Annotated in this window: 13 protein-coding genes; 3 read left to right on the top strand and 10 right to left on the bottom strand. The window is 71.0% G+C overall.

The features are described from left to right. Positions 1-4: 4 nt before the first annotated feature. The 3 genes from FHT38_RS15620 to FHT38_RS15610 form a co-directional block, all read right to left on the bottom strand. Positions 5-763, bottom strand: coding sequence for a YdiY family protein (locus FHT38_RS15620; RefSeq protein ID WP_183492314.1), 759 nt, complete (start codon positions 761-763; stop codon positions 5-7). Between the two features lie 155 nt (positions 764-918). Then, positions 919-1,320, bottom strand: a complete 402-nt coding sequence (locus FHT38_RS15615) for a tautomerase family protein (RefSeq protein ID WP_183481011.1) — start codon at positions 1,318-1,320, stop codon at positions 919-921. Between the two features lie 39 nt (positions 1,321-1,359). Further along, entirely contained in the window at positions 1,360-2,169 is an 810-nt protein-coding gene (locus FHT38_RS15610) for an MBL fold metallo-hydrolase (protein ID WP_183492313.1), read from the bottom strand. A 57-nt stretch (positions 2,170-2,226) separates the two neighbouring features. On the opposite strand from FHT38_RS15610, the gene FHT38_RS15605 reads away from it, so the two are divergent. After that, complete coding sequence (locus FHT38_RS15605; protein WP_183492312.1) at positions 2,227-3,696, top strand: PLP-dependent aminotransferase family protein; 1,470 nt, start codon at positions 2,227-2,229, stop codon at positions 3,694-3,696. 44 nt (positions 3,697-3,740) lie between these two features. On the opposite strand, the gene fahA is transcribed toward FHT38_RS15605, so the two are convergent. The 5 genes from fahA to FHT38_RS15580 all read right to left on the bottom strand — a co-directional run bounded on the left by fahA (position 3,741) and on the right by FHT38_RS15580 (position 9,587). After that, a complete protein-coding gene (fahA, locus tag FHT38_RS15600; RefSeq protein ID WP_183492311.1) occupies positions 3,741-5,063 on the bottom strand; it encodes a fumarylacetoacetase in 1,323 nt (440 codons plus the stop codon). A 59-nt stretch (positions 5,064-5,122) separates the two neighbouring features. Further along, positions 5,123-6,478: a homogentisate 1,2-dioxygenase gene (gene hmgA / locus FHT38_RS15595; RefSeq protein ID WP_183492310.1), complete on the bottom strand. Its 1,356-nt coding sequence runs from the start codon at positions 6,476-6,478 to the stop codon at positions 5,123-5,125. Further along, positions 6,465-6,713: a DUF2783 domain-containing protein gene (locus tag FHT38_RS15590; RefSeq protein WP_147240344.1), complete on the bottom strand. Its 249-nt coding sequence runs from the start codon at positions 6,711-6,713 to the stop codon at positions 6,465-6,467. The genes hmgA and FHT38_RS15590 overlap by 14 nt, the downstream gene beginning before the upstream one ends. Further along, positions 6,704-8,488 carry an FAD-dependent oxidoreductase gene (locus FHT38_RS15585; RefSeq protein WP_183492309.1) on the bottom strand — a complete coding sequence of 595 codons (1,785 nt, stop codon included), beginning with the start codon at positions 8,486-8,488 and terminating at the stop codon, positions 6,704-6,706. The genes FHT38_RS15590 and FHT38_RS15585 overlap by 10 nt, the downstream gene beginning before the upstream one ends. 136 nt (positions 8,489-8,624) lie before the next feature. Continuing rightward, positions 8,625-9,587, bottom strand: coding sequence for an MBL fold metallo-hydrolase (locus FHT38_RS15580; protein ID WP_183492308.1), 963 nt, complete (start codon positions 9,585-9,587; stop codon positions 8,625-8,627). 153 nt (positions 9,588-9,740) lie between these two features. On the opposite strand from FHT38_RS15580, the gene FHT38_RS15575 reads away from it, so the two are divergent. Both FHT38_RS15575 and FHT38_RS15570 read left to right on the top strand, forming a co-directional pair. Then, entirely contained in the window at positions 9,741-10,601 is an 861-nt protein-coding gene (locus FHT38_RS15575; protein ID WP_183492307.1) for an IclR family transcriptional regulator, read from the top strand. A gap of 37 nt (positions 10,602-10,638) precedes the next feature. Next, complete coding sequence (locus FHT38_RS15570) at positions 10,639-10,899, top strand: VF530 family DNA-binding protein (RefSeq protein WP_183492306.1); 261 nt, start codon at positions 10,639-10,641, stop codon at positions 10,897-10,899. A gap of 18 nt (positions 10,900-10,917) precedes the next feature. Here the strand turns inward: FHT38_RS15570 and FHT38_RS15565 are convergent, their stop codons facing one another. Both FHT38_RS15565 and FHT38_RS15560 read right to left on the bottom strand, forming a co-directional pair. Continuing rightward, entirely contained in the window at positions 10,918-12,219 is a 1,302-nt protein-coding gene (locus FHT38_RS15565; RefSeq protein WP_183492305.1) for an aspartate aminotransferase family protein, read from the bottom strand. Positions 12,220-12,352: 133 nt separating this feature from the next. Further along, positions 12,353-13,216, bottom strand: coding sequence for a LysR family transcriptional regulator (locus FHT38_RS15560; protein ID WP_183492304.1), 864 nt, complete (start codon positions 13,214-13,216; stop codon positions 12,353-12,355). Between the last annotated feature and the right edge of the window lie 26 nt (positions 13,217-13,242).

The following is a 13,242-nucleotide window of genomic DNA, read 5'->3' as shown; positions in this document are numbered from 1 at the left end:
GGGCTCAGTCGATCCTGAACGACACGCCGGTGATGAACAGCGTGTCGTTCTTCTTGAGGCCTTCGCCGGGATTGCTGTCGTAGCGGTGCTGGACGGTGGCGGTCAAGCTCAGGCGTTTGGTCATCGCGACCGAGAGGCCGCCGTCGAAGGTCGCGCGGTACTCGCCGCTGTTGCGCAGGTCGGGCAGGTAGGCGAGTCGCTGCTTGAGCGTCGTGTTGTCGGAGACCTTGTGGTTGGACTCCTCGGCCAGCAGCACCTCGAGGTTGCCGTAGCGGCTGCGGGTGACGCCGTCGACGATGGCGGGCGCGACGTAGCGCTCGTGCGTGTAGCCGAGACCGCCGGAGACATCCCAGGTCAGGTCGTCGCGCTTGATCAGGTGGTAACCGGCGCCGCCGCCCACCGACAGCCGCGAGGACAGGTTGGCCGGCTCATCCTTGAGCGCGTCGAACTGGCCGAAACCGAAGATGCGATCGGTGAGATCGCGCTGGTAATGCGCGCCGAAGGCGTAGCGCTGCTCGGAGTCCGAATCGTCGTCCTTGAGGTACATCGCGCGGCCGTTGAGCGAGAGCTTGTCGGTGGTGCTCGCCTTGACGGCTTCGCCGCTCAGATTGACGGTGGTCGAGTCGCTGTTGCCGGAGGAGACGCTCGCGCCGGCGGTGAACAGGGCGCGCCACTGGCCGTCGTTCTTGACGGTGACCTGGGCGAAGGAAAGCAGCGGCGCGGCGGCGAGGCAGGCGATGGCAAGGAGTCGCGTCGGCGGCATGTCGGGTCCTTTCAGAGGAGAAAACATGCGCTGGACGCGGCAACCTCCGGTCCCGGCGCGCGCTCAGCGCGCGTTTGCTTGCATCTGGCCGCCCGCTGATCACAAGGGCTTACATCCGTGCCGCCAGGGAAACGAAATGGCGGCGGGCTCGCCGCTCATGGACCGCTGCCGTCCGCCTTCACGTAGGAGGCCACGCCGTTGCCGAAGGACCACTCGTCGCGCTGGTTGGAACTCAGCACGATCTGCACGTCCTCGCGCCGCAGGCCGGGGCTGATGGCCAGCCGGTCGGCGATGGCCTGGTAGAGCGCCTGCTTCTGCGCCGTGTCGCGCCAGTTGCCGGCCACCAGGTGGATGAACACCACGTCGCTGCTGCGATGGATGCCGAGGTAGCCGGCATCGAAGATGAAGTCTTCCGGATCATGCTGATGGATCAACTGGAAGCGGTCGTCGGGCGGGATCTTGTAGGCGTCGATCAGGCCCTGGTGGACGCTGTCGGCGATCGCGCGCACATGCTCGCGGGACTTGCCCTTGAGCAGGGAGATGCGGACGAGTGGCATGGAGGCTCCTTCTTCGGTTCAGGCAGATTTCAGGCAGGTTCAGGCGGTGGTCATGATCTGCAGGTGGCGGTCGAACGAGGCCTCCACCGCGGCTTGCGCGCCGCCGATGATGTTGCGCCCCCAGCTGTAGCCATACACATCGTCATAGGCCAGGCCGGCGAGGCGCTCGCGCATCGCCATCACCTCGCGCGGCCCGAGCGGCACGAAGTTCGGCGAGCTGTACAGGAAGCTGACGCTGCGCCGGTTCGATGCGACCTGCGGCGAATCGCCGACGAACAGCGCGCCGCCGCCGCGCGGCCCGGTGGCCCAGTGCAGCGCCGTGCTGCCGGGGAAGTGGCCGCCGGTGCGCACCAGCGTGACGCCGGCGCCCAGGCTCAGCCGGTCGCCCTGCCAGTGCTCGATGCAGCGCGCGGGCCGTTGCACCCAGGCGCGGTCGTTGTGATGCAGCAGGATGGGCACGCCGCCCAGGGCCTCGCTCCACTGCACCATCGACGAATAGAAGTGGGGATGCGAGATCACGATCCGGTCGACGCCGCCGCGTTCGCGCAGCGCGGCGACGGCCTCGTCGGTGACCAGGCTCAGCGATTCCCACAGGACATTGCCGGCTTCGGTGGGCAGCAGCAGCACGCGCTGCGGGATGGCGAAGCCGCCCGCCACCGCGAAGGCCAGCAGGCCGTCGTCCTCGCCGATGCGCAGCTTGAAGCGCGCGGCCAGCGCCTCATGGGTGGTCCAGTGCTGGCCGCTCCAGCCGACGTACTGACGGTCGTCCTGGCAGATCGGGCAAGCGCGTGGCGGCGCGTCGCTGAGCGCGAATTGCGTGCCGCAGGTGTCGCAGAGGTGGTGTTGCATGAGTCGGTACTCTACGGATACGCTGGCCCGATGAAAGCGCCAGTTTCGACCAATCTCATGGAACCAGTTCTGCCCTTTGAACTGGACCTGGACGACGTCCGCAACGGCGGGCTGACCCGCTCGCTGCATCGCCAGCTGCGGGCGGCGATCCTGGAGCGGCAACTGCCGGCGGGCTTCGCGCTGCCGTCCACGCGGCGCCTGGCCGAGGTGCTGGGCGTCGGCCGCAACACGGTGGTCGCCGCCTACGACCTGCTGGTGGCGGAAGGCCACGCCCAGGCGCGCGCCGGCGCGCGACCGCGGGTCATCGCGCCCGCCGAGCCGGCGCGACGCGCGGCGGCACGGGGCGGGGTGTCGACGGCGAGCCGCGCGGAGGACGTCCGCATCGCGCCCGCCTGGCGGCAGCCCGCGCCGCGCATCGCGCACGCGCGGCCGCTGCCGGCGCGCTCGTTCCGCACCGGCGTCCCCGAGGACCGCGGCTTCGAGCACGACACCTGGCGACGACTGACGGCGCGGGCACTGCGGACCCTGGCTCGATCGTCCTTCCTGTACGGGCCGGCGGAAGGGTTGCCGGCGTTGCGCGAGGCGATCGCCGGCCATGTGGCCTTCGTCCGCGCGGTGGTCTGCGAGCCCGGAGACCTGCTCATCACCTCCGGCGCGCAGCAGGCCTTCGACCTGCTGGCCCGCCTGCTCGTGACGCCGGGGCGCACGATGGTGGCGCTCGAGAACCCCGGCTACATGCCGGCACGCGCGGCCTTCGCCGCGGCCGGCGCACGGCTGGTCGGAGTGCCGGTCGATGCGGAGGGTCTGCGCGTGGACCGCCTGCCCGACGGCGTGAAGGTGATCTGCGTGACGCCGTCGCACCAGATGCCCACCGGCGCGGTGATGTCCGCGGCGCGGCGCCAGGCGCTGCTGGCCCGCGCGCGCGAGCTCGGCGCGGTGATCGTGGAGGACGACTACGACGGCGAGTTCCAGTTCGAGCCCCATGCGCAGGACGCGCTGCAGACGCTCGATCGCGAGGGGCGGGTCTTCTACGTCGGCACGTTCTCGAAGAGCCTGTTCCCGTCGCTGCGCAAGGGTTTCGTGGTGACGCCGCCCTGGGCGCGCGATGCCCTGGTGGACATCCGGCGCACGAGCGATTCACACGGCGACGCGGTGACCCAGGCGACGCTGGCCGCCTTCATCGCGGACGGGCATCTGGCGCGCCACATCCGCCGCATGCGGCCGATCTACCGGCAACGCCGCGAAGCGCTGGTCAAGGGTCTGGACGCGGCGCTGGGCCGCTGGGTGGAGGTGCTGCCCGGCGCGGCCGGCCTGCACCTGAGCGTGCGGGCCCGCCGGCCGGCGGCGATGCCGGTGCTGCTGGACACGGTCCAGCAGCACATGCCGGGCGTCCTGCCGCTGTCCGCGTACGCGCTGGGCAAGCCCTCGGTGCACGGGCTGTGCATGGGCTACGGCTGCGTCGAGGTCGAGCAGATCGTGCAGGCGGTGCGGGCGGCGGGGCAGGCGCTCGCGCGCGCCATGCCCTGAGACGCTGCGCGAGCGGTTCGGCGGCCCGGCGACCCGGCGACCCTTCAGGCCACCGCCGGCATCACCGTGCCCACGCACGGCCCGAAGCCGATCGCGCGCCGCCCTGGCGCCTCGCAGCGGCCGACCAGCGCCACGCTGTCGCCGTCCTGCAGGAAGGTGCGCTGCTCGCCGCCGGGCAGCGTGATCGCCTGCTTGCCGCCCTGGGTGAGTTCCAGCAACGAGCCGCCCTGGTCGGCCGCGGGACCGGACATCGTCCCCGAGCCGAAGAGATCGCCCGGCTGCAGGTTGCAGCCGTTGCTCGCGTGGTGCGTCAGCATCTGCGCGACCGTCCAGTAGGCATCGGCGAAGTCCGAGGCCATCAGCTTCGCGGGTGCCTGGCCCGCGTCGCGCATCGCGCGCGTCTGCAGGTGGACCTCCAGACGGACGCCGATGGCGCCGCGCTCGCGGTTGGCGGCGCCGTCCAGATAGGGCAGCGGCCGCGGATCGCCGTCGGGCCGCGTGAAGGCGCGCCGGAACGGCGCCAGCGCCTCCATCGTGATCACCCACGGCGAGATCGTCGTGGCGAAGCTCTTTGCCAGGAACGGACCCAGCGGCTGGTATTCCCAGGCCTGCAGGTCCCGGGCGGACCAGTCGTTCAGCAGCACCAGGCCGAACAGGTGCTGCTCCGCCTCGTCGATCGGGACCGGACGGCCCGGCTCGTTGCCGGTGGCCACCAGCGCGCCGACCTCCAGCTCATAGTCCAGCCGCTTGACCGGCCCGAAGCCCGGCGCTTCGGCCTCGGGCGCCTTGGTCTGGCCCAGCGGGCGGCGGAAGGTCTGCCCGCTGACGCCGATCGACGACACGCGCCCGTGGTACCCGATCGGCACCCACTTGTAGTTGGGCAGCAGCGGGTTGTCGGGGCGGAAGAGCTTACCCACGGCCGTCGCATGATGGATGCCGGCGTAGAAGTCGGTGTAGTCGCCGATGCGGCAGGGCAGCGTCATCTCGACCTCGCTCATCGGCTTGAGCGCCGGCGCCAGCTGGGCGGCTTGCTTCGGTCCCGCGTCGTCCTGGAGCGCCGCGACGAGCTCATGCCGCAGCTGCCGGCGCAGGCCGGGGCCGATCGCCATCAGCAGATTCAGGCCGTGGCCCTCGCAGGTGCGCAGGACCGCGCCAAGCGCGTCCGACAGCGCGCCCAGCTCGGCCGCGGCGATCAGGTCCAGCACCTGGTCGCCGATCGCCGTCACCGGACGGAAGGCGCCAGTCGAGCCGGCGGCGCGGGCCATGCCCAGCGGCAGGTTCTGGATCGGGAAGTCGGTGTCCGCGGCATTCGCGGACGCGACCCAGCTGCGCAGCGCCGGATCGTGGGTGTGGTCGAGGTCGGTCATCGGATCAGGTCTTTCGTTGTTCGTGTGCTTGGGAGCTCTCGGAGCGCGAGCGGCGACGCTCACGCCGGCTTGAACTTGTCCTTCAGCCCGCCCCAGCAGGCGGCATAGTCCGCGTCGAGCGCGCCACCACGCAGCGCCCATTCGGACGGGCGGAAGCGCCAGCGGCTCTCGAACATGAAGGCCAGCGTGTGATCGAGCTTCTGCGGCGTGAGCGTCCGCGTGCTCGCCGCTTCGAAGGCGTCAGCATCGGGGCCGTGCGGCACCAGGCAGTTGTGCAGGCTGGCGCCACCGGGGCGGAAGCCCTCGGGCTTGGCGTCGTACTGGCCGTGGATGAGGCCCATGAACTCGCTCATCACGTTGCGGTGGTACCAGGGCGGACGGAAGGTGTCCTCCTGCACCAGCCAGCGCGGCGGAAAAATCACGAAGTCGCAGTTGGCGGTGCCGGGCGTGTCGCTGGGCGAGGTCAGCACGGTGAAGATCGACGGATCGGGATGGTCGAAACTGATCGAGCCGATCGTCATGAAGTGCGCGGTGTCGTACTTCAGCGGCGTCAGGTTGCCGTGCCAGGCGACCACGTTGAACGGCGTCACCGCCTGCGCGTTGCGCCACAGCGCGCCGCCGGTCTTGCGGATGACCTCGTAAGGCGCACCATCGGGCTCGTGCGCGGCCACGGGCGCGAGGAAGTCGCGCGGATTGGCCAGGCCGTTGGAGCCGATCGGGCCGAGCTCCGGCAGCCGGAACGCGGCGCCGTAGTTCTCGCAGACATACCCGCGGGCCGCGCCGTCGTGCGCCTCGACCCGGAAGGTCACGCCGCGCGGGATCAGCGCGATCTCGCCGGGCACGACGTCCAGCACGCCCATCTCCGTCGTGAGCCGCAGCCCGCCCTGCTGCGGGACGATCAGCATCTCGCCGTCGGCATTCATCAGCGCGCGGCGCATCATCGGACGGTTGAAGGCGTAGATCAGCGCGGCCATGCCGGTCTGCGCATCGGGGTCGCCGTTGCTGACGATGGTCTTGAGGCTGTCGATGAAGTCGACGCCGGTCGCGCCCGGCTGATCGTCCGGCATCGGGAACGGATGCCAGCGCAGCGGGTCGGGCGGCGCCGCGACACCGCCGGCGGCGCCGCTGGTCCAGAACGGCTGCTCATAGGCATGGAAGGCGCCGGTCACCACCGACGGCTGCCGGCGGTACAACCAGGTGCGGCGGTTCTCGACCCGGGGCGCGGTGAAGGCGCTGCCCGAGAGCAGCTCCGGGTAGAGATCCATCGGCGCGCGCTGCGGGCTGTTGCGGCCGCGCGGCAGGGCGCCGGGGATCGCCTCGGTCTCGAACTGGTTGCCGAAGCCGCTCTGGTAGCGGGGCGCGTTCGGCGCGGCGGCGCCGGGCTCGGTCGCGCGAAGGGGCTCAGGTGCGTTCATGCGGGTCCTCGTGGGAAGCGAAGCCAGCGGGCGGGGCATCGCTGGAAGTGGAACGGGCGGCCGCGGACAGCGCTTCAAGCAGCACGTCCTGACGGCCGATGTGGTTGGCAAGCAGCAGGATCAGCCGCGCGTTGAAGGCGTGGCTCTGCGCGGGTTCGAGGCCTTGATGCGCGGCGAGCAAGGCTTCGTAGAAGTCGTCGCCGGCGTCGAAATTGGGCGAGGTGATCAGCGGCATGCGGGCGTCTCCTCGAGGGCGGCATCCTGCGCCAGCGCACGGCGCAGGGCCGATTGGAGTTCGGCCGCGGTCGGGTGGTGGAGACGGGCGCAGACGTGCTGGTCCGGACGCAGCAGCACCACAAGGCCCGGCTCGGCGTCGTAGCGAGCGCGGACCAGGCCGTGAGGGTCGGACGCGTCGTTGATGCGCAGGAGCACAGGCACGTCCTCGTGCGGGAGGTGGGGCAGGTCCGGCAGTGGGCGGACTGCCACGTCGACCTGCGGGAGGCCAGGCGCGGGCTCTCCACGGGGCATGGGGGATCCCTCCTGGACCCCCAAGCCCCATTCCGGCCCCAGTGAGACTCGCTGTCCGCCCTTCGTGGGGGGCGGGGTGTCGAAGACCAGGGCGGTGAAGCGGCCCGGACGCATCTGGCGCAGCAGCCAGTCGTCATGGCCATCGATGCGGATCGGTGCGTCTGGTGCGGGTTGGCCGTATTGCGTCGTTGGCACCGACAGGCGGCCGCTGTTGACCAGGCGGCGGGCGAAGTCGAAATCCTTGGCCAAGGTCAGCGTGGCGTCGCGGAAGACGCGGCTGATCTCGCTCTTGGGCGTGATGAAGTCGGTGGAGCGCGTGGAGTGCAGGAGGTTCTCGTCCGCCGCGAGTTCACGCTCGCGGGCGTAGCCGTCGAGCAGCGCGAGCGGGGCGCGGCCCTGCACGACGGCCGCCAGCTTCCACGCGAGGTTGTCCGCGTCCTGGATGCCGGAATTGGCGCCGCGCGCGCCGAAGGGCGAGACACCATGCGCGGCGTCGCCGGCGAAAAGGATGCGGCCATGGCGGAAGCTGTCCATGCGCATGCAGGCGAAGGTGTAGACGCTGGCCCAGACAAGCTCGATGTCCGGCACCGCGCCGTCGCCGCCCGCGGCGCGCGAGGCCTCCCTCATCAGCGTGCGCACCCGCGGCAGGATGCGCTCGGGCCGCTTCTCCAACTCTGGATCGGCATCCCAGCCGAGCTGGAAGTCGATGCGCCAGACACCATCGGGCTGGCGGTGCAGCAGCACGCTCTGGCCGGGGTGGAAGGGCGGGTCGAACCAGAACCAGCGCTCGGCCGGGAAGGGCGCGTTCATGCGCACGTCGGCGATGAGGAAACGATCATGGAAGGTGCGCCCGTGGCTCTCCTGGCCGATCAGGCGGCGGACCGTCGAGCGCGCGCCGTCACAGGCGACGACATGATCGGCCAGCAGCGTGTAGGGGCCGTCCGGCGTCTCGAGGGTCAACGCGACGTGGTCGTTGCGCGGCTCGACGCCGATGACGCCGTGGTGCCAGCGCAGGTCCAGCAGCGGCAGTTCGAGCGCGCGCTCGACGAGGAAGCCCTCGACGTAGTACTGCTGCAGGTTGACGAAGGCGGGGCGCTGGTGGCCGGACTCGGCCAGGAGGTCGAACTGGTAGACCTGTGCGTCGCGGAAGAACACCCGGCCCACGCCCCAGGAGACGCCCTTGTCGACGAGCCGCTGACCGCAGCCCAGGCGGTCGAGGATCTCCAGTGTCCGTTTGGCGAAGCACAGCGCGCGCGAGCCGACCGACAGCCGGCCGTCGTTGTTCAGCAGCACGACCGGCACACCCTGCAGCGCGAGGTCGATCGCCGCGCACAGCCCCACCGGCCCCGCGCCCACGACGACGACCGGATGCCGCGCCACGTCGCCGCGCGCATGCGCGTCCTGGTCCGCGCTGCGACGGTACGGATAGACGATGCGCTGGTAGTCGACCTCAGGCGACACCACGGTCGGGTTGGCATTCATCGAAGTGTTCCTGGCCCAGCGGCCAGCCGCCCGGTCTTCCATGGAGATCCCTTCAGCCGGTCGAATTTCCCTGGATCAGCAGTCAGCCGGTCGGACTCCCTCTCCCGCTTGCGGGAGAGGGCGGGGGTGAGGGCCATCAGCCTTCCAAGGTCCTCCACATTTCCTGATCCCGCTCCGCCGTCCAGACCCTCGGATCGCGGAACTGCGTCACCTCGTCATAGCAGCGCGTCACATCGAAGGGCATGCAGTGATCAAAGATGACCCAGTGCCCGTACTTCTGCTTCATGACCGCGAAGGTGTCCTTGTAGACGGCGTTCAAGTCCTTGCCTGCCGCCACGCCGGCCTTCACCGACGCATGCAGGTCGGCGATGAAGCTGCGGGTCCCCGCCAGCCCCTGCGCGACCGACTCCGGCGTCGTCAGCGCCGCGCCGCGCCCCGGAACGAGCGCCCGCGGCTCCAGCCGGGCGATGTTGTCCAGCGTCTGCGGCCAGTCCGCGAAATACGCATCGCCGGCATACGGCGTGGCGTCGAACTCGACCAGGTCGCCGGAGAAGAGGATCTTCTGCTCCGGCAGCCAGGCGACGGTGTCGCCCTTCGTGTGCCCGCGGCCGAGCTGCAGCAGTTGCACCTCCAGCCGGCCCAGCCAGACGCTCATCGCGCCCTGGAAGGTGATCGTCGGCCAGGTCAGCCCGGCGGGCACCGATTCGACATTGCGGAACAGGCGCGGGAAGCGGCCGATCTCGCTGGCCTTGTCCTGCTCGCCGCGCTCGACGATGAGGTCGTAGGTGTCGCGGCTGGCGATCACCTGCTCTGGCGCATAGGCGGAGGCGCCCAGCACCCGGACCGCGTGGTAATGGCTGAGCACCACGTACTTGATCGGCTTGTCGGTGACCTCGCGGATGCGGCGGATGACGTCCTGCGCCATCACCGGCGTGGCCTGGGTGTCGATGACCATCACCGCGTCGTCGCCAATGATGATCCCGGTGTTGGGATCGCCCTCGGCCGTGTAGGCGTAGGCGTTGTCGCTGAGCTTGACGAAGGAGACCTGCTTCTCCTCGACGTCGGCGTGGCTGGCGAACTGCTTGGTCGGCTGGGTCATGAGGTCTCCTGGCGTCTGCCTGCGAAATTCAGCAAAGCAGAATTGATTTGTTGATCGCGAATATAGCCGGTTGGCTGAATGTGTTCAACAATGCTGAATCGCGGCGGGCGCGGCCGCGATGGATACTGCGCCCCGCCCTTGACCGAGACAAGCATGAGCACCGAAGACACTGCCGACGACCGAGATGAGCGCGAGGACCGCGAGGACCGGCGCGGCATCCAGAGCATCGAGGTCGGCGGCCGGCTGCTGAAGGCTGCCGCGGCGCGCGGCCAGCCGCTGCCGCTGAAGGCGCTGTCCCAGGCCGCCGGGATGAGCCCGGCCAAGGCGCATCCCTATCTGGTGAGCTTCTGCAAGCTCGGGCTGATGCGGCAGGACCCGGCGACCGGCTACTACGGCCTGGGCCCGCTGGCGATGGAGATGGGGTTGATCGGCATCCAGCAGATCGATCCGGTCCGGCTGGCGACGGCGCGACTGGACGCGCTGGCCGAGGAGATCGGCCACACCGCGGCCATCGCGGTGTGGGGCTCGCAGGGCGCGACGATCGTGCGCACTGCCGCGTCGCCCGCGGCGGTGCATGTGACGATGCGGCACGGGACGGTGGTGTCGCTGTCGGACACCGCCTCGGGGCCGCTGTTCGCGGCCTACCGGCCGGAGGCCGAGATCAAGGCGATGCTGGCCGACGCGCGCCGCAAGGGGCCCGCGGACCTGGCCCGCGTCGGCCGCCACGACCGGCCGCAGGAGGTGCCGCCTTGGACCGCCTTCGCTCGGACGCTGGAGGAGATCCGCACGCGCGCGATGCACCGCTCCGTCGGCGGCATCGTCGAAGGGGTGAGCGCGCTGGCCGTGCCGGTCTTCGACAGCGACGCGCAGATGGCACTGGCGCTGACGGCGATCGGCCCGTCGGGCGCGTTCGACGCGGCCTGGGATGGCGCCGTCGCGCGCGGCCTCACCGCCACCGCGACCGAGCTGATGCGCGAGATCGGCGGACGCTTCCCCGTGGCGGCTGCCGGCTGACCCTGCCGATCGAGGCCGCCGCGACGACAATCGCCGGATGACCGACCCCGTCCCGACTCCCCCCGCCCAACCCCGCAATCCGCTGCACGGCGTGACGCTGGAAGCGCTGCTGACCGCGCTGGTCGAGGCCTATGGCTGGGACGGCCTGGACGCGCGCATCCCGCTGCGGTGCTTCGCCTTCGAGCCGAGCATCAAGTCCAGCCTGAAGTTCCTGCGCAAGACGCCCTGGGCGCGGGAGAAAGTGGAGGGGCTTTACCTGTTCATGCTGCGGGAGCAGCGGCGCAGCGCGCGTCCGTGAGAGCGCGCCGCGCCGGCTTCAGATCACCGCCTCGATCGCCTGCTTGAGCAGCGACAGGCCCAGGTCGATTTCCTCATCGCTGACCGTCAGCGGCGGCGCGATGCGGAAGACGCCGCCCATCATCGGCAGCTGCACGATGTTCATGCTCAATCCCCGCGCCATGCAGGCCCGGGTGATGGCGGCGCCCAGCTCCGGCGCGGCCTCCTTGCCGGCCTGGCTGCGGACGATCTCCACCCCCAGCAGCAGCCCGCGTCCCCGCACGTCGCCGATGCAGTCGAACTCGCGCTGCAGCGCGCGCAGGCCCGCCTCCAGCCGCGCGCCGGCGACCCGCGCCCGCGCCACCAGCCCGTCCCGCGCCACGATCTCCAGCACCTTCAGGCCGACCGCCGCCGGCAGCGGGTCGGAGACATGGGTCGTGTAGAAGAGGAAGCCGCGCTCATGGCAGCGCTCCTCGATCTCGGCGGTGGTGAGCACCGCCGCCAGCGGAATGCCCGCGCCCAGCGTCTTGGACAGCGTCAGGATGTCCGGCGTCACGCCGTCGCGCTCGCACGCGAACATCGTCCCGGTGCGCCCGATGCCGGTCTGCGCCTCGTCGACGATGAGCAGCATCTCCCGCTCGCGGCATTTCTGCTGCAGCGCGCGCAGGTAGCCGGGCGGCAGGTCGATCAGGCCGCCCGAGCTCAGGATCGGCTCGGCGATGAAGGCCGCCAGGTTGCCGCTGGACTGACGGTCGATCAGATCGAAGGCGTAGTCCAGCTCGGCCTGCCAGGCCTCGGGCCCGAGGCCGCCGAAGCGCGGCCGGTAGGGATTGGGCGCGGGAATCGCGAAGGAACCGACCGCCGCCGGGCCGTAGCCCTTGCGGCCGGCGCAGTAGGTCGCCGACGCCGCCGCGCCGGTCATGCCGTGCCAGGACTGCGCGAAACCCACCACCTCGTAGCGGCCGGTGTAGAGCTTGGCCAGCTTGATCGCCGCCTCGTTCGATTCGGCGCCGGTGCTCAGCAGCATCGCCCGCTCGAGCCCCGCCGGCGCGACCTCCGCCAGGCGGGTCGCCAGGTCGACCACCGGGCGGCTCAGCATGCCGCTGAAGAGGTGGTCCAGCCCGGCGGCATGCTCGGCGATGACCGTGGCGATCTCCGCGTGCCCGTGGCCGAGCAGCGCGCTCATCTGGCCGGAAGTGAAGTCCAGGATCGCGCGGCCGTCGGCGTCGTAGACGAAGCTGCCGCGGGCGCGCTCGATGATCAGCGGCTCGAAGCTGCCGCCGTAACGGATCAGGTGCTGGCGTGAACGCGCCCAGAAGCTCGGGTCGGCATTGCGTGACATCGGGTCCTCCCATCAACGATGAACCCGGCGAGCGTACGGAGCGGGCCGTCGCCACGGAAGCCAATTGTTTTGATGCGACCCATCAGCGGCGCAGGGGAGCGGCGACCCGGCCCGGCGACGAACGGCGCGTGGGTCAGGCGGTGGGCAGGAACTTCCGCACGTGCGCCGCGAACGCGGCGGTCAGCGGCGTCGGCCGCTCCCGGTCGAAGGCCAGCGTCAGCGCGACCGCGGGCAACGGCGGCAGGCCATGGGACTCGTCGAGGATCTCCAGGTCGTCGGGCACGGCGGTGCGGGTCAGCACCGTCACCGCCTGTCCCGAGCGCGCCATGCCGACGAGCCCGGCCAGGCTGCTGCTCGCATGCGCGATCCGGAACGCCCGGCCCTGCGCCTCCAGCGCGCGCTTCGCCAGCACATGGTCCAGCGCGTCGGGCGCGCCCAGGGCCAGCGGCAGCGGCGTCAGGCCGGCCACCGCGGCGCCGCGCCGCGCCACCCAGACCAGCGGCTCGCGTCGGATGACCTCGCCACCGACGCCCTCGGCGCCGTCCTGGATCGACACCAGCGCAAGGTCGGCGGCATGTCGCGCCAGCAGCTCCAGCAGGCGCGGCGTGGGCGCGCACACGACCTCCATCTGCACCTGCGGATGCAGGCTCGCGAAACCCTGCAGCAGGTGCGGCAGCAGGGCGACCGCGTAGTCCTCCGGGCAGCAGAAGCGCAGCACGCCGGACATGCGCGCGCCGCGCAGCTCGGCCAGCGCCTCGTCGTGCCGGCGCAGCAGCTCGCCGGCGTGGACCACCAGGCGCTCGCCGGCGGCCGTCAGCGTCACGCCGCGCGCCCCCCGGTGCAGCAGCGGCTGGCCGGCGACCTCCTCCAGCCGCTGCATCTGCATGCTGATCGCGGACTGCGTCCGGCCCACCCGCGAGCCGGCCTTGCCCAGCGAGCCGGTCTCGGCCACGGCCAGCAGGCTGCGCAGCAGGTCGAAGTCCAGGAAGGTGGTCACGGCAGGGAAGGTCGCGATCGGAGCGG

It is taken from the genome of Mitsuaria sp. BK041 (assembly GCF_014193085.1).
Lineage (GTDB): Bacteria > Pseudomonadota > Gammaproteobacteria > Burkholderiales > Burkholderiaceae_C > Roseateles.
This window is presented reverse-complemented; position numbering and strand designations above follow the sequence as displayed.